The organism is Anaeromassilibacillus sp. SJQ-5 (assembly GCF_054108045.1).
Genome location: NZ_JBPJWQ010000001.1, coordinates 2,393,345 through 2,409,548, shown reverse-complemented (window position 1 = coordinate 2,409,548; position 16,204 = coordinate 2,393,345). Strand labels below are relative to the sequence as shown.

General features: G+C 59.4%; 14 protein-coding genes, 1 tRNA gene and 1 pseudogene. All 16 read left to right on the top strand.

Annotated elements, in window-relative coordinates; translation table 11 throughout:
* Positions 1-89: 89 nt before the first annotated feature.
* Positions 90-899: pseudogene (locus ACSAMM_RS10275) on the top strand (alpha/beta hydrolase); the annotation flags it as partial.
* Positions 900-986: 87 nt separating this feature from the next.
* A complete protein-coding gene (locus tag ACSAMM_RS10270; protein WP_457792176.1) occupies positions 987-1,211 on the top strand; it encodes a DUF1653 domain-containing protein in 225 nt (74 codons plus the stop codon).
* 40 nt (positions 1,212-1,251) lie between these two features.
* Positions 1,252-3,414 (top strand): PTS sugar transporter subunit IIC/EAL domain-containing protein, encoded by a 2,163-nt coding sequence (locus ACSAMM_RS10265; protein WP_457791273.1) that lies wholly within the window; start codon positions 1,252-1,254, stop codon positions 3,412-3,414.
* Positions 3,415-3,418: 4 nt separating this feature from the next.
* Complete coding sequence (locus tag ACSAMM_RS10260) at positions 3,419-4,702, top strand: hypothetical protein (protein ID WP_457791272.1); 1,284 nt, start codon at positions 3,419-3,421, stop codon at positions 4,700-4,702.
* A gap of 41 nt (positions 4,703-4,743) precedes the next feature.
* On the top strand, positions 4,744-5,451 hold the full coding sequence (locus tag ACSAMM_RS10255) for a DUF6320 domain-containing protein (protein WP_178722970.1): 708 nt from the start codon (positions 4,744-4,746) through the stop codon (positions 5,449-5,451).
* Between the two features lie 215 nt (positions 5,452-5,666).
* On the top strand, positions 5,667-7,493 hold the full coding sequence (typA, locus tag ACSAMM_RS10250; protein WP_457791271.1) for a translational GTPase TypA: 1,827 nt from the start codon (positions 5,667-5,669) through the stop codon (positions 7,491-7,493).
* 127 nt (positions 7,494-7,620) lie between these two features.
* The gene (locus ACSAMM_RS10245; RefSeq protein WP_457791270.1) at positions 7,621-8,163 is read left to right on the top strand and encodes a phosphoribosyltransferase family protein; all 543 of its coding nucleotides are present in this window, start codon (positions 7,621-7,623) and stop codon (positions 8,161-8,163) included.
* A 10-nt stretch (positions 8,164-8,173) separates the two neighbouring features.
* A complete protein-coding gene (locus ACSAMM_RS10240) occupies positions 8,174-10,375 on the top strand; it encodes a ComEC/Rec2 family competence protein (RefSeq protein WP_457791269.1) in 2,202 nt (733 codons plus the stop codon).
* A gap of 17 nt (positions 10,376-10,392) precedes the next feature.
* Positions 10,393-11,430, top strand: coding sequence for a DNA polymerase III subunit delta (holA, locus tag ACSAMM_RS10235; protein ID WP_457791268.1), 1,038 nt, complete (start codon positions 10,393-10,395; stop codon positions 11,428-11,430).
* 16 nt (positions 11,431-11,446) lie between these two features.
* Entirely contained in the window at positions 11,447-12,043 is a 597-nt protein-coding gene (locus ACSAMM_RS10230) for a DUF4093 domain-containing protein (RefSeq protein ID WP_178722960.1), read from the top strand.
* Between the two features lie 33 nt (positions 12,044-12,076).
* Positions 12,077-12,153, top strand: a tRNA-Pro gene (locus ACSAMM_RS10225).
* 107 nt (positions 12,154-12,260) lie between these two features.
* A complete protein-coding gene (locus tag ACSAMM_RS10220; protein ID WP_178722958.1) occupies positions 12,261-12,731 on the top strand; it encodes a hypothetical protein in 471 nt (156 codons plus the stop codon).
* 249 nt (positions 12,732-12,980) lie between these two features.
* Entirely contained in the window at positions 12,981-14,171 is a 1,191-nt protein-coding gene (locus tag ACSAMM_RS10215) for an IS256 family transposase (RefSeq protein ID WP_457791267.1), read from the top strand.
* Positions 14,172-14,307: 136 nt separating this feature from the next.
* Positions 14,308-14,604 (top strand): metalloregulator ArsR/SmtB family transcription factor, encoded by a 297-nt coding sequence (locus tag ACSAMM_RS10210; RefSeq protein WP_178723025.1) that lies wholly within the window; start codon positions 14,308-14,310, stop codon positions 14,602-14,604.
* Positions 14,595-15,599: a permease gene (locus tag ACSAMM_RS10205; RefSeq protein WP_178722956.1), complete on the top strand. Its 1,005-nt coding sequence runs from the start codon at positions 14,595-14,597 to the stop codon at positions 15,597-15,599. Before ACSAMM_RS10210 ends, ACSAMM_RS10205 begins: the two co-directional genes overlap by 10 nt.
* Before the next feature lie 12 nt (positions 15,600-15,611).
* Positions 15,612-15,953 (top strand): thioredoxin family protein, encoded by a 342-nt coding sequence (locus ACSAMM_RS10200; protein WP_457791266.1) that lies wholly within the window; start codon positions 15,612-15,614, stop codon positions 15,951-15,953.
* Positions 15,954-16,204 lie beyond the last annotated feature (251 nt).

The following is a 16,204-nucleotide window of genomic DNA, read 5'->3' as shown; positions in this document are numbered from 1 at the left end:
AAAGCGTTGCGCTACGGCCGGATTTGGGCTATAATACAAATATCTATGTCTGCCGGGGAGTGGAACAACGAGAGGAAACGGGTGAGAATATGCCGAGTTTGAAAAGCAAGCTGCTGATTGGCACCATGAAAAGCGTCAAGCCCATTCTGACCGGGTTTGCCGTGGCCAGCCAGCGCAAGGGGCTGGAAATGATGCGGTATATTCACCCGAAGAATAAGACGGTGGAGCTGCGGCGTACCGGGGAGGAATGCCCGCTGCCGGGGGTGTGGGCCATACCGGCGGAGGAAACCGCCCACAAGGCGATCCTGTACACCCATGGCGGGGCGTATGTGTCCGGCTCCCCCTCCACCCATGAGCCGCTGATTTGCCGGCTGGCGGAGCAATGCCGTCTGCCGGTGTTCGCCTACGACTACCGGCTGGCGCCGGAAAACCTGTTTCCAGCGGCGCTGGAGGACGCGGTGACGGCCTTTGACTTTCTGCTTGACCAAGGATATAACCCGGGAGACATCGTGCTCTGCGGAGATTCGGCGGGCGGGGGGCTGACCCTGTCTCTGACCATGGCGCTGCGGGACCGGGGGCGGGCGCTGCCCGCCGCGCTGGTGGTGATCTCCCCCTGGACAGATTTGACCGAAAGCCTGGACACCCATTACAGCAACACGGGAAGCGATCCGCTGATTTCCAGCGAGGAGCTGCGGGAAATGGCCCTGCTGTACGCGGGGGGACAGGATTTGAAAACCCCGTATATATCGCCGTTGTACGGCGATTTCACCGACTTTCCGCCGGTGCTCATCCACGTGGGGAGCGACGAGGTGCTGCTGGACGATTCCCGGGAGCTGGCCATCCGGATGGAGGCCCAGGGGGTAACGGTGGACATCGACATTTACGACGGCATGTGGCATGTTTGGCACATGTTCGACGTGGAGGAAGCCCGGGCGGCGATCCGGAAAATCCAATGGTTCGTCCACGCCCAGCTGGAGGTGGGCGGGCTGAAAAAGCGCGTCATCCGCCCGGGAGCCAAGTACCGTCACTTTAAAGGCAAGGAATACCGGGTGCTGTACGTCGCCCGGCACAGCGAGACCCTGGAGGAAATGGTCGTCTATCAGCAGCTGTACGGCGAAATGGGCGTATGGGTGCGGCCGCTGGAGATGTTTTTAGGCACGGTGGATCGGGACGGGACCACCCGTTACCGGTTCGAGGAGATCGAGGACTAGGGGGCAGTTCTGGTTCCCGGCAGGAAAGGTGCGCGGTAGATTGGGTTGGAACAAGGAAGCCGCCGGGCGGCGGTTATCCTCCCGCTGGGAGGATTCGCTCCTCATACAAACGCTGCAGCAGGGGTTTGTCCTGGTGATCCCGCTGCTGATGGCCGGCTCGATGGCCTTAGTCCTGAGTTCCTTCCCGGTGCAGGCTTATCAGGACTGGCTGGCCGGGTTCCTGGGAGGCGGTGTGTCCCGGCTGCTGCATTTGGTATCGGGGGGCACCATGGACATTCTGTCCCTGGCGTTCATCCTGTCCATCAGTTATTGCTACGGCAAGAACGCGGACGCGGAAAACGCGCTGTTTTATCCGGCGGTGGCGCTCAGCTCCTTTGTGGCGTTCAGCTTCGGCGACTACGAGAATCCGCTGGAGATTTTCCAGGCGCAGTGGATGTTCACGGCCTTGGCGGTGACGCTGCTGTCCTGCGCGCTGTTCCACCGGCTGCTTGGCTGGCGGATGAAGCGGACGAAAATGTATACCCCGGGTGCCGATTACACCTTCAACCTGGTGCTGCGGGCCATTCTGCCGGCGGCAGCGGTCGTGTTCCTGGCGGCCGGGCTGAACGTGGGCGTGACCGCCCTGCTGGGTAACGTCCATGTGCAGAACTGGGGCGCCCAGCTGTTCATGAAGCTGTTCGAGGCGGTGGGGCAGGGTTTCTTCGGGACCCTGCTGTTGGTGCTGAGCATCCATGTGCTTTGGTTTTTCGGCATTCACGGCAGCAACATGCTGGAGGCCGTGACCCAGCGGATATTTGAAAACGGCCTGGCGGTCAACCAGGCCTTGGAGGCCGCGGGGCAGACCCCTACCGAGATATACACCAAATCCTTTCTGGACACCTTTGTGATGATGGGCGGCTGCGGCACCTGCCTGTGCCTGGTCATCGCCGTCCTGGTGGCCGGACGGCAACCCAGCAACCGGCGTCTGGCCAAGCTGGCGGCCGCGCCGGTGCTGTTCAATATCAATGAACTGATGGTGTTCGGGCTGCCGCTGGTGCTCAACCCCACCCTGCTCATTCCCTTCCTGCTGGTGCCGTTGATGGCGACCTGCACCAGCAGCCTGGCGGTGGTGCTGGGACTGGTGCCGGTGACCACCCACGCGGTACAGTGGACGGTACCGGCCATCCTCAGCGGCTACGCGGCCACCGGTTCGGTGGCGGGCAGCGTCCTGCAGGCGGTGAACATCGTGCTGGGAGTGCTTATTTATCTGCCCTTTGTGCGGCGGCTGGAGACCAGGCGGCAGGAGGACTTGCGGGAAAGCGTTGATCGCCTGACCGACCTGGTGCGGCAGGCGGAGAAAACGGGGGAGGCCCCCCGTCTGCTGGAAGCGCCGCCGCGGCTGGCGGCGGTAGCCAAGATGCTGCTGGCCGACCTGCGCCACGATGTGAAGGCCGGCGAGGTGGAGCTGTACTACCAGCCGCAGATGCGGCTGGACGGCACCATTTACGGCGGGGAGGCACTGCTGCGCTGGCACCATGCGGAGCTGGGCTATCTGTACCCGCCGCTGGTCATCGCCCTGGCGCGGGAGGATGGCTGCCTGGACGACTTGGAGCTGCTGGTGGCGCGGAAAACCTGCGCCGATCTCTGCCGGCTGGGCAAGGAAATCGCGGCGCCGCTGGAGATTTCGTTCAACATCACGCCGGATCGGCTGAGTGACGACCGGTTCGTCGACCAGCTGCGGGAGCAGCAGGCCCAGCTGGATTTTGGGCCGCATCATCTGGGGGTGGAAATCACCGAGCAGGTGGCCCTGTCCTCCACGGACGAGATGGATAAACGGCTGCAGGTCCTGCGGGACTGCGGGCTGGCCCTCATTATGGACGATTTCGGCATGGGGCACAGCTCCATGTTGTATTTGCAGAACCAGCCGTTCCAGATGGTCAAGCTGGACGGCAAGCTGGTGCGCTCCCTGATGGAAAACGACCGCTCGTCGTCCATCATCGCCTCCATTGCCGAGCTGTCGGCAACCCTGGATTTCGAGCTGCTGGCGGAGTTTGTGGAAACAGCCGAGCAGCGGGAGCGGCTGGCCGCCCTGGGGTGCCGGCTGTACCAGGGATATTTGTACAGTCCGGCGTTGCCGCTGGACGAGTTCATGGCGTTCGCCGCCAAATATACCGCTGTGCAGCCGGCCGCCGGCCGGGAAAAACAGCCTGCAGGAATGGAGTGACCCGATGGAAGCCCCGAAAACCGTAAAAAAGAACTGGTACCGGCTGGACAATTCCGCCAAGATTTATCCGGCGGTGATGTCCCGTAACTGGGCCTCTATGTTCCGGGTGAGCCTGACGCTTAAGGAGCCGGTGGATCCCGCCGTGCTGCAGGCGGCCCTGGAGGACACGGTGAGGCGGATCCCCACCTTCTGCCTGTCCCTGCACCGGGGATTGTTCTGGTATTACCTGAATGCAAGCCGGCAGCGGCCGCTGGTGGAGCCGGACGTGGCCAACCCCTGCAAGAAGATGGAGAAGGGGGAAAACGGCGGCTATTGTTTCCGGGTGCGGTATTACCGCTGCCGGATTGCCGTGGAGCTGTTTCATTCCATCGCGGACGGGACGGGCGCCATGATTTTCCTCAAGACCCTGGCGGGGCGGTATCTGCAGCTTCGGGGATACGACGTTGTCCCCGACGGAGAGATGCTGGATTGCTCGCAGGAGCCCACCGAGGACGAGATGGAGGACAGCCACAGCAAGTACGCCCAGTTCCGCCACATTGAGAGCCGCCGGGAGGAAAAGGCCTATCATCCCCGGATGACGCGGGAGCCGGCTCCCACCCTGCATGTGATTACCGGGCTCCTGCCGGTGGCGCAGGTTCACGAAAGGGCAAAGGCGCTGGGAGCGACCATCAACGAGTATCTGGCGGGGGCGCTGTGTTATGCCTTCTACATCCGGCAGAAGCAGGAGCGTAACCGCCGGGAATACCCGGTGAAAATCAGCGTGCCCATCAACATGCGGGCGTTTTATCCCTCCAAAACGGTGCGGAATTTCGCCCTGTTTGTCAATCCTGGGGTGGATCCCGCCTATGGGGAGTACAGCTTCGAGGAAATCGTGCAGCATATTCACCACTTCATGCGGCTGCGGCTCAACGAGAAGTATCTCAACGCCGTGCTGTCCGCCAACGTGGGCAGCGAGAAAAACGCCGTCAGCCGGGCGGTGCCGCTGTTCATCAAGAATTTCGTGATGAGCATGGCGTACCGGCTGTATGGGGAAAGCCGGTATTCCATCAGCTTTTCCAATCTGGGCCTGACCCGGGTGCCGCCGTCCATGGAGCCGTATGTGGAACGATTCGATTTTATGATGGGAGCCCAGCGCTTCAACAGCCACGGGGCCTGCGCCGTCAGCTACGGCGATACACTGGCCATCAATATCACCAGCACGGTGGAGGAAACCGACATCGAGCGGCTGTTCTTTACCGAGCTGGTGAAACGGGGGATTCATGTCCGCATAGAAAGCAACCGGGATTAAGGCCGGAGTGGAGAATCCTAGAGAGAAAGGGGAAAACGTTCGTGTCCTACTGTGTAAACTGCGGGGTGGAGCTGGCCGAATCGGAGCACGCCTGCCCTTTATGCCATACGGAGGTGCTCAACCCCGCGCAGCCCTTCGATCGGAAGGCGCCGCGGCCCTTCCCGAGCCGGTTGGATTTGTTCACCCCCAGCAACAATCGGGGATTTATCGCCGCCATCGTCACCCTGGTGCTGGCCCTGCCGGCGGCCATCTGCCTGGCCTGCGACATCGCCTACACCGAGGGGGCGGGCTGGTCCATGCTGGTGGTGGGCGCCATGGCGATGCTGTGGGTGTTCATTGTGCCGACGCTGTATATCCGCCGCCACCGTGTGCTGTTCGGGGTGGTGCTGGACACCGGCGCGGTGCTGGGGTATCTGTTTCTGGTGGAGCGGTTCGCCGCTCATGGCGACTGGTTCGTGCGGCTGGCGGTGCCGGTGGTGCTGCTGATTCTCCTGCTGTTTGTGGCCGATTACCTGCTGAGTACCAAGGTGGTGCGCGGGCGGTTCCGCCAGGTGGCGCTGGCACTGGCCTTGTCCCCGCTGCTGTTGGTGGGCATCGAGCTGGCGGTCAACCAGTTCTTAAAAGGCGCGTGGCAGCTGACCTGGTCGCTTATCGTGTCCGTCCCCTGCCTGATTCTGGCGCTGCTGGTGCTGGTGCTGGACAGGCGGCAGCGCTTTAAAGAGGAGATGCGCAAGCGGCTGCATATGTGAGGAGGAGCGGGATGCGGAGAAAAAACTGGGCGTGTGCCGCTGCCGCTGGTAGAGGATTTGTAGATGTTGCACCGCGCTTTTTGATGAGGCCGTCCGCATTTTGTCGGGGACGATAACCGGCGAACCTTGTAGAAACCAGCAAAATGTGGTATACTAAATCAGTTAGGGTAAAAAAGTGCGGACTGCACATTGATTGAGGATTGGAAGTTTCAAGCATGGGAAAAAGAGAAAACCTGCGCAATATCGCCATCATCGCCCACGTGGATCACGGCAAGACCACCTTGGTTGACCAGATGCTCCGCCAGAGCGGGGTATTCCGCGCCAACGAGCAGGTGGCGGAGCGGGTCATGGATTCGGGCGATCTGGAACGGGAGCGGGGCATCACCATTCTGGCCAAAAACACGGCGGTGATGTTCGGCGACACCAAGATCAACATCGTGGACACCCCCGGCCACGCTGATTTCGGCGGCGAGGTAGAACGGATTCTGCTGATGGTGGACGGCGTGCTGCTGCTCGTGGACGCGTTCGAAGGCTGCATGCCCCAGACCCGGTTCGTGCTTAAGAAAGCGCTGGGGCTGGGCAAAAGGCCGGTGGTGGTCATCAATAAAATTGACCGGGACGGCGCGCGGCCAGCGGAGGTCATCGACGAGCTGCTCGACCTGTTTATTGAGCTGGGTGCCGACGAGGATCAGCTGGAATTCCCGGTGGTGTACGCCTCAGGGCGGGACGGGTACGCCTCTCTGGATCCGAACGTGCGGGAAGGGAACATGACCCCCCTGTTCGAGGCGATTCTCGAGCATGTGCCCGCGCCGGAGGGAGACCTGGAGGGGCCGCTGCAAATCCTGTTCTCCAATATCGATTACGACGATTACACCGGCCGGATCGGCATCGGCCGGGTGGAGCGGGGCCGGGTTAAAAACGGCCAGTTCGTGACCCTGTGTAAAACCGACGGCACCACCCAGAACGCCCGCATCGGCAAGCTGTACCAGTTCGAGGGGCTGGCACGGGTAGAGCATGAGACCGCGGCGCTGGGGGATATTGTGGCGGTGACGGGGATCACCGATTTGAACATCGGGGAGACGGCCTGCGATCCCGAATGCGTGGAGGCGCTGCCCTTCGTGCGCATCGACGAGCCCACCATTTCCATGATTTTCATGGTCAACAACAGCCCTTTTGCCGGGCAGGAGGGCAAATTCGTCACCAGCCGGAATCTCCGCGACCGTCTGTTCAAGGAAGTGGAGACCAACGTCAGCATGCGGGTCAAGGAGACGGACACCACCGACGCCTTCGAGGTGTCGGGGCGGGGCGAGCTACACCTGTCCATCCTCATCGAAACCATGCGGAGGCAGGGATTTGAGTTCGCGGTCAGCCGTCCGCAGGTGATTTATAAAAAGGACGAGAACGGCAAGCTGCTCGAGCCCATGGAGCTGCTGATGATCGAGGTGCCCGAGCAGTATGTGGGCGCGGTGATGGAGAAGCTGGGGGCCCGCAAGGCGGAAATCGTCAACATGGGTACCCGGGACACGGGGGTCAGCCATCTGGAATTCCGGATTCCGGCCCGGGGGCTGATGGGCTATCGCCAGCAGTTCCTCACCGACACCAACGGCAACGGGATCATGAACAGCGTGTTCGACGGGTATGAGCCCTATAAAGGGGACATTGCTCAGCGGGTGCAGGGCTCCTTAGTGGCCTTTGAAACGGGGGAGACCAGCGGGTACGGACTGTTCAACGCCCAGGATCGGGGTATCATGTTCGTGGGGCCGGGGCTGCCGGTATACGAGGGAATGATCGTGGGGCAGTCGCCCAAGAACGAGGACGTGGCGGTAAACGTCTGCAAGAAGAAGCATGTGACCAACATGCGGGCGGCGGGCTCCGACGAGGCGCTGCGCCTGACGCCGCCCACGGTATTATCCCTCGAGCAGTCGCTGGAGTTCATCAACGACGACGAGCTCGTGGAGGTGACGCCGAAGTCCATCCGGCTGCGCAAGCGGATTCTGTCCAAGGAGCAGCGGATGAAGGAAGGCGCCAAGAAAAAAGCGTAATACACGGACAGCGCGGCTGTCCGCTAAAAGGGGTTGCGTCGGGCGGTTGTCGCCGCCGCGCCCCTTTTTGTACATAGAGCGATACGGGCCGCGGGGGATGCCTTCCCCGCGGGAAGGAGGAAGAACGATGGGAAAATCCTACACCATGACCATCGCGGGGCTGACGCGGGAACTGCCGCTTTGCCCCATCAGCGACAAGCTGGACATCGCGGCATTTGTGATTTTCGGGGATGTGCCGCTGACCGTGGCGGCGGCGGAGGCACTGCTGAAAAAGGCGCCGGCGTTCGACGTTCTGCTGACTGCCGAGGCCAAGGGGATCCCGCTGGTGTATGAAATGGCGCGGCAAAGCGGCAAGCCGTACCAGATTGCGCGGAAGTATCCCAAGCTGTATATGACGGATCCGGTGAGCGTGCAGCTGCGTTCGATCACCACCGACAAGGAGCAGACCCTATATCTGGACGGGCCGGAAATGGCGGCCATGCGGGGACGGCGGGTCTTGATTGTGGACGATGTGATTTCCACGGGCGAGTCCCTGCGGGCGCTGGCGCTGCTGGTGGAGCGGGCCGGCGGCGTGCTGGCCGGGCAGTGCGCCATCCTGGCGGAAGGGGATGCCATCGGGCGCGAGGACATCGTGTATCTCGAGCCGCTGCCCCTGTTCCCGCGGGAGTGACGGGGCGGGCATGAAGCGGCCGTTATGGGTCATCGGGCTGGCCTATGCCGCGGGGCTGCTGGTAGCGGCGCTGGCGGGGCTGAATACCTCCCTTTGGCTGGGCGTGGTCTGTCTGCTGCTGCTGGCGGGGGCACTGCTGTTCCCCACTCTGCGCCGGCGGGCTGCCGTGACGGCGGTGCTGCTGACCGGGGCGGCGGCCTTTTTTGTCTTTGCCGGGATGGAGGCGCTGACGGTTCGCCCGCTGGCGACGCTGTCCGGCACGGTGCAGACCGTGACGGGGCAGGTGGTCAAAATCAGCGATCGCGTTTGCTCTGTCAAGGCGGAAGCGGGCGGCGTTCCCAAAGGCACGGTGATCGCGCTGTCGGTGGGCAGGGACAAGGCCATGCCCGCGCTGTACGACCGGATTTCGGGGGAGATGCTGCTGCAGGCTCTGCCGGCGCGCAGCGGGCTGAAAGCGGATGGGGCGCAGCTCAAAGGCTCTTTGACGGGGTATGGCCCGGAGGGGCTGACGATGGAGACGCCGGCGAAAAAGCCGTTGCTGGCCGGGATCGCGGAGACGCGCGACCGGTTTAGCGGCTCCATCCGGCGGCGGCTCCCGGGCGACGAGGGAGCGCTGGTGACCGCCATGTGCACCGGGGACAAGACGGCGCTGTCGCCGGACGTGACATTTGGGTTCCGACAGGCGGGGCTGTCCCATCTGCTGGCCGTTTCGGGGCTCCACATGGCGATTCTTGCCCAGGCGGTGCTGGGGCTGCTGCGTTTTCTGCGGGTGCCCCGCCGGTGGGCGGCGCTGGGCGCGGCGGGGGTGGTGGTTCCCTTTATGCTGCTGACCGGCATGACGCCGTCGGTGGTGCGCTCCGGGGTGATGTGCCTGGTGCTGCTGGCCGGGCAGCTGCTGCGGCGAAGGGCGGACAGCCGCAATTCCCTGGGGTTTGCGCTGTTGCTGCTGGTGCTGCCCAATCCGTATGTGGTGCTGGATGTGGGGTTGCAGCTGTCCTTTGCCGCCACCGTGGGGCTGGTGGCACTCGGCCCCTGGATGCAGGACAAGGCGTTCGCCTGGCTGCGCAGAGGGCGGCCGGAGGAATGGAAGATCCCGGGATGGGCGCGGCGGCCCACCGCCGCTTTGTGCGTAAGCCTGGCGGCCATGCTGCCCACTTTGCCGATTGTGGCGGTTACTTTCGGCGAGCTGTCTCTCATAGCGCCCCTGAGCAATTTGGCGGCGGTGTTTCCCTCCACGCTGCTGGTCGTGTCCGGCTGCCTGGCCATGGTGCTGGACGCGGTGCCCTTTTTGGGCTGGATGGCGAGGGGGCTGCTGTTGGCGGCGGGACTGGTGGCCAAATATCTGCTGGGACTGACTGGCGGGGTGGCCAGCTGGCGGTTCGCCACGGTGTCCATGACCCAGCCGTACCTGCTGGTGTGGCTGATCGGCGCGCTGCTGCTGATGCTGCTGGGGTACCGGCTGCTGGGGAGCCGGGGGCTGCGGCGGAGCGCGGCGCTGTCGGTAATCGTGCTGGCCTGCGGGATAGGGGCGCACACGGTGCTGATGCGGGGCGTGACCACGGTGACGACGGTGCCTGTCGGCGATTCCCTGGCGCTGATACTCGAAAGGGACGGGCATGCCGGGTTGGTGGCGGCGGGGCCGGACGCGTATACGCTGACGCAAGCGGCCTATGCGCTGCGGGCCAGGGGGATCCGGCGGCTGGATTTTCTGCTGCTGCCTCAGCCGGAGGGGGATTTCGCCCAAGGGCTGGACGCGTTTGCGCGGGATATAGCGGTGGACTGCCTGCTGCTTCCCGAGACGGGGGAGGCGGCCATCCCGGCTGGGCGCCGGCTGACCTATGGAGAGCGGGATGCGGTGCGCTGCTGGAACGACGGGATGGTGGAGTTTGAAAAAGGCGGCTGGGTTCGGCTGTGTTTCGGGGACACCCGGGTGCTACTGTGCCCGCCGGGTGGGAGCGCGGCGGCACTGCCAGCCGATTGGAGGCGGACCCATCTGGCGGTTTTCACCGAGCTGCCGCCCCGGCAGGCGACGGCGCTGACCGCTCAGGGCGGCGTTATGAGCTGCTCCGACGGGATGGTTCCGTATGTGACCAAGGCGCTGCCGTGGGGCGCGTATCCCCTCCGCCTGCTGGTGGGACAGGAACCGGTTTCGGTGACTACCCGGGGGCTGGGGGACTTGCATCTGCCGAGGGACGGCGGCTTTATCAGCTGACGAAAGGAGAGGCGGCCATGCCGATAACGGAAGCCGAATTGAAAAAACGACTGAAGGAGGGGCTGGCCCCTTTATATTTCCTATATGGGGAGGAGAGCTATCTGACCGCCCATTATGCGGCCCAAATTGCGGAGAAGGCGGTGGGTAAGGACGATATGGGCGGCTTCAACCTCCAGAAGCTGGATGGGCAGAGCGTCTCCTTCGATCAAATCGAAGAGGCCGTGGAAGCGCTGCCGCTTATGGCGGAGCGGAAATGCGTGGTGATTCGGGATTTTGACGTGGCCGCGGCCGGAGCGGCGCAGGAGCGGCTGCTGAACTTGGCGGGCGATCCGCCGGAAAGCTGTGTGACAGTGTTCTGGCAGGATGCAGTCCAGCCGGATCTCAAGAAGAACGCCAAGTGGAAGGCCTTCGCGGCGGCGGTGGAAAAGACGGGGCTTTGCGTGCAGTTTCCCCGCAAGACCACGGGGGATATTGTCAAGCTCCTGGTCAGCGGCGCCGCCCGGCGGGGCAGCGCCCTTACCCCGGACAATGCAAAGCTCCTGGTTGAGCGGTGCGGGGACGATTTGAACCTGCTGCTCAACGAGATAGACAAGCTGTCCGCCCTGGCTGGCGGGGGAGAAATCACCCGGGAGCATATCGAGACCGCCGCCACTAAAAACCTGGAGGCCTCGGTATTCGACCTGTCCAAGGCGCTGCTGCAGAACAATTACGAGCGCTCCTACACTATTCTAAACACGCTGTTTTATCAGAAGGAAGAGCCGGTCGCCATTCTGGCGGTTCTGTCGGGCGCTTACGCGGATTTGTACCGGGCCAAGGCAGCGGCGCAGGCGGGGGTGCCGGCCGAGTCGCTGGCAGCGGATTTTGGGTATCGCGGCCGGGAATGGCGGCTGCGCAACGCAGCCCGGGACAGTGCCCGGCTATCGCTGTCCATGCTGCGGCAGAGCCTGGAGATACTGGCGCAGGCGGACGGACAGCTGAAATCCGCCCGCACTGACAAGCGAGTGGTGCTTGAACAGACGGCCGCGCGGCTGATTGTGCTGGCGCGCAGCCGCTGAAAAAGGAGGAAACAGGGTGCCGCGGATACGGGAAGCCATTGTGGTGGAGGGAAAATACGACGCGATCCGCGTGAAATCGGCGGTGGATGCCCTGGTGGTGGAAACCGGCGGTTTCGGCGTGTTTCATGATAAGGAACGGCTAGCGTTTCTGCGTCGGCTGGCGGCGCAGCGGGGGCTGCTGATTCTCACCGACAGCGACGGGGCCGGTTTTGTCATTCGGAACTATCTGGCTGCCGCCATTCCGGCGGATCAGCTCAAACATGCGTACATTCCCGAGGTGCCGGGCAAGGAACGGCGAAAGGCTGCGGCGTCCAAAGAGGGGCTGCTCGGGGTGGAAGGGATCGACAACGCCCGCATCCTGGAGACCCTGCGCCGGGCGGGGGCAACCTTTGAGGAAGAGGAGACACCGATTGGCCGGCCGTTTCTCACAAAGGCGGCCATGATGGAGGATGGCCTGTCCGGCGGCCCGGACAGCGCGGCGCGGCGGGAAAGGCTGCTGGTTTCGCTGGGGCTGCCCCGGAAACTGTCGGCCAACCGGCTGCTGGAAATCATCAACGCCACTATGACGCAGGAGGCTTACCGGCAGGCACTGGACGGCTTGACAGAGACATAAAGGCGCGGTATAATCTAAAGAGTTTATAAACGGCGAGGCGTGGCGCAGTTTGGTAGCGCGGGTGGTTTGGGACCATCAGGCCGCAGGTTCGAGCCCTGTCGCCTCGACCAAATCGACAAGTTTCTTTTGAACCTTGTCGATTTTTCTTTTTACTTAATAAAAACTTTGTACGTACAGTTTTTGCCTTTCAAAAAGGCATCTAAAAAGGAGGGGCGTCATGCAACATAGAGACCTGTTGACAGAAAATGAAGTGATTCAAGGGGTGGAAAATTTTCTAAGGCAAAAAGGGCGTACTTCTCATAAACGAATTATCCATAAAGCGGATGCAGAAAAAAAGGAACGCGGTGTTGACCTAGTACTTAAATTGGAAAACCAGAAGAAGAATGGCAATTGGTATTTCATTGAAGCGAAGGGAAATTTAAAGGCCGATGGGAGCAAAATGCGTTCTTCCTGTAATACAAATTTTCGCTGGGCGTTATCTCAAATTATTTTACGCATAGAAGTTGATTCTAGAAAGAACAACCATATTTATGGTATCGCTCTGCCAAGGTCAGAGGCAGAAAGATGTATAAGACGGATCAACAAAAATTGGGCTCTGAAACATCTTAAAATTCGGTTATATGGTGCTTTTTATAAAGATGGCCAACTCACAGCCATAGAATATTTACCACGGGAAATTTACGATTAAGCATCTCGTCCCAAAAATGAAACACCTATTGAAATTTGAACCATTGTGGTTTGGATATCAATAGGTGTTTTTGCTAAATCCGAATCCCTTTGTACCGTTTGAAAATGAGCAGAAACCGAATACCAATAAGATGAAGGATAAGGTAGAATAAGTTGCGCAAATTGAAAAAGGGATAAAAAAAGAGACATAGTTTGCAGTCTTTGGTAGAATGAAGTCACGACACACCATTCTGAAAGGAGACAATAAACTATGTCCGAGAAAATTGTACAACTAAATGAGGAAGTAATCAAGGGTGAAATCAGGGAACTGGTGCGTGGGAGCGTGGAGGAGACCCTCAACGGCCTGTTGGAGGCGGAGGCGCAGAAACTGACCCAGGCGGCGCGCTACGAGCGCAGCGAGGAGCGGCAGGCCTACCGCAGCGGTCACTACCAGCGTAACTTGACCACCAGCTCCGGCGACGTGACCTTGAACGTCCCTCGTTTAAAGGGAGCAACCTTTGAAACCGCCATCATCGAGCGGTATCGCCGCCGGGAGAGCAGCGTGGAGGAAGCGCTGATTGAAATGTATCTGGCTGGAGTATCTATGCGCCGCGTGGAGGACATCACCGAGGCACTGTGGGGCAGCAAGGTGTCCCCCTCTACCATCAGCGAACTGAACAAGAAAGCCTATGTCCACATTGAAGACTGGCGCAACCGCCCCTTACAGGGCGGTAAGTACCCGTATGTGTATGTAGACGGCATCTACCTGCGCCGCAACTGGGGCGGAGAGTATGAGAATGTGGCCGTACTGGTTGCCATTGCGGTTAACGAAGACGGCTACCGCGAGGTGCTGGGCGCTGCCGAGGGTATGAAAGAGGACAAGGCTAGCTGGGTCAGCTTCTTTCAGTGGCTCAAAGGGCGGGGTCTGGAGGGCGTCCAGCTCATCGTGGGAGACAAATGCCTCGGTATGCTGGAAGCTGTGGGAGAGGTGTACCCGGACGCGAAATACCAGCGGTGTGTGGTACACTTCTACCGCAACGTGTTTTCCTGCGTCCCACGCACCAAGGGGAAGCTGGTGGCCAAGATGCTCAAAGCAATCCATGCCCAAGAGAGCAGAGCCGCCGCCCAGGCGAAGGCGCGGGACGTAGTGACCGCTCTGCGTGAAATGAAACTGCCCGAGGCGGCGAAAAAGGTAGAGGATGGGCTGGAGGAAACACTTGCTTACACTGCTTTCCCCTATGAGCACTGGACGCGCATCCGCACCAACAATGTGATTGAACGTCTTAACCGGGAGATCCGCCGTCGCACTCGCGTGGTGGGGGCTTTCCCAGACGGTAATTCTGCCCTCATGCTTGTCTGTGCCCGGCTGCGTCATGTGGCCGGCACTCAGTGGGGCAGCAAGAAGTATATGAACATGAAGCATTTAGACGGGGCGTGTGACGATGCCTCTTTTGCCGGTTGACTTCTTTCTGTTTTTGACTGCAAACTAATTTGCGCATAACTCTTGACACTACCAGATGAAGCAGAAACACATTGACATTTATCTATGTATAGCATATAATGATTACATAGATGATAATCAATGCGAGGTGCTTGAGATGAAAGAAATGGATATTGCCTTGATCTGTAAGGCGCTTGGAGATTCTAACAGATTGAAAATTGTAAAAATGTTGTCAGATGGTGAAAAATGCGGTTGCAAGCTGCTGGAAGCCTTTGAGATTACCCAGCCGACATTATCTCACCACATGAAAATCCTTTGCGAGTGCGGCTTAGTAGAAACCCGCAAGGAGGGGAAATGGTCGCACTATTCTCTAAATTGCGAAACGCTGTCGGCATTCAAGGCGTTCATAGGGACGCTGAACTGCTGCGAGGGTGGTGACTGCGCATGTCGATAGTTTGGGACTTTATTCAAAATCAGCTTCTCGGTATGAAATGGCTGAATAAGCTGATTGGTATGGGACTGTCCGCTTTAGGACTGGATATTACCGGACGAATCGGAGGCAGCATTCAATTTTTTCTCTATGATGTAATCAAAATCACGGTGCTGCTCTGCTTCCTGATTCTCTTCATCAGCTATATCCAGAGCTATTTTCCGCCGGAGCGCAGCAAGAAGATTTTAGGACGGTTTCATGGGATATGGGCGAATATCATCGCTGCATTGCTAGGAACGGTCACGCCCTTTTGCTCTTGTTCTTCTATTCCATTATTTATCGGCTTTACCAGCGCAGGACTTCCTCTCGGTGTGACCTTTTCCTTCTTGATCTCCTCCCCGATGGTTGACCTGGGAAGCCTGCTTCTGCTTTCCAGCATTTTCGGATGGAAAATCGCCGTCGCCTATGTGGTGGTCGGTTTAATGATTGCCGTCGCGGGCGGTACACTGATTGAGAAGCTGCACATGGAAAAGTATGTGGAATCCTTTATCAAAAGTGCAAGTGCGGTCGATGTCGAATCTCCGACGCTGTCGCAAAAAGAGCGACTGGTTTACGCAAAGGATCAAATGCTGTCCACTTTTAAAAAGGTATTTCCGTATATCCTTGTGGGCGTGGGAATCGGCGCGGTCATTCATAACTGGATTCCCGAACACTGGATTGAAGCGGTACTCGGCAGCGACAACCCGTTCGGCGTGATTTTGGCAACGGTTATCGGTGTTCCCATGTATGCGGACATTTTTGGGACGATCCCCGTGGCTGAGGCTCTGCTTTCGAAAGGTGCGCAGCTTGGCACAATTCTTAGCTTTATGATGGCTGTCACAACGCTGTCGCTGCCATCCCTTATCATGCTGCGAAAAGCTGTGAAACCAAAACTGCTCGCTCTGTTTATTGGTATCTGTACAGTCGGCATTATCGTTGTAGGCTATCTGTTTAACGCATTCCATTATGTATTTATTTAGGAGGAAAACACAATGGGTTTATTCAGTAAAAAGAAAGAAGAAAAGAAATGCTGCTGTGGAGGGAGCTGCAATGCGGAGTCTATGAAAGCAGCGGAGGTATGCAAGGCGGGAGGCGCAAGCGTGAAAATTCTCGGCTCCGGCTGTGCCAAGTGCAATCAGTTGGAAGCAAACACACTGAAGGCGCTCAAGCAGCTCGGCCTAGACACGACAATCGATCATATCACCGACTTTACGCAAATTGCGGCATACGGCGTGATGACAACTCCAGCCCTTGTGGTGGACGGTAAAGTGGTTTCTTTTGGCAAGGTACTGAAGCCGGATGAGGTGATTGCCATTCTGAAAAAAGCGAGGTAACCCAATGCCTTGTAAAAATGTGAAAGAGTGTAGCTGTCCAAAGCAGACTTGCCCCAATCACGGGAAATGCTGTGCGTGTGTAATTAAGCACCGCACGACCGATAGCCTGCCGTTTTGCCTATTTCCTGACAATGGTGGAGACAAGTCAAATCGGAACCATTATGTAGTTTTGAAAAAACGGTTTTCAAAAGTGTGATAGTTCGAGTCGCTTCTCAAAATTACCAAGGCTATTTTTATGCTTGACGAGTCCG

Bases quoted from the DNA above. Each gene is read 5' to 3' on its own strand.
- ACSAMM_RS10260 (WP_457791272.1), top strand. From the start codon at position 3,419: ATGGAAGCCCCGAAAACCGTAAAAAAGAACTGGTACCGGCTGGACAAT.
- typA (WP_457791271.1), top strand. From the start codon at position 5,667: ATGGGAAAAAGAGAAAACCTGCGCAATATCGCCATCATCGCCCACGTG.
- ACSAMM_RS10245 (WP_457791270.1), top strand. From the start codon at position 7,621: ATGGGAAAATCCTACACCATGACCATCGCGGGGCTGACGCGGGAACTG.
- ACSAMM_RS10240 (WP_457791269.1), top strand. From the start codon at position 8,174: ATGAAGCGGCCGTTATGGGTCATCGGGCTGGCCTATGCCGCGGGGCTG.
- holA (WP_457791268.1), top strand. From the start codon at position 10,393: ATGCCGATAACGGAAGCCGAATTGAAAAAACGACTGAAGGAGGGGCTG.
- ACSAMM_RS10220 (WP_178722958.1), top strand. From the start codon at position 12,261: ATGCAACATAGAGACCTGTTGACAGAAAATGAAGTGATTCAAGGGGTG.
- ACSAMM_RS10215 (WP_457791267.1), top strand. From the start codon at position 12,981: ATGTCCGAGAAAATTGTACAACTAAATGAGGAAGTAATCAAGGGTGAA.
- ACSAMM_RS10210 (WP_178723025.1), top strand. From the start codon at position 14,308: ATGAAAGAAATGGATATTGCCTTGATCTGTAAGGCGCTTGGAGATTCT.
- ACSAMM_RS10205 (WP_178722956.1), top strand. From the start codon at position 14,595: ATGTCGATAGTTTGGGACTTTATTCAAAATCAGCTTCTCGGTATGAAA.
- ACSAMM_RS10200 (WP_457791266.1), top strand. From the start codon at position 15,612: ATGGGTTTATTCAGTAAAAAGAAAGAAGAAAAGAAATGCTGCTGTGGA.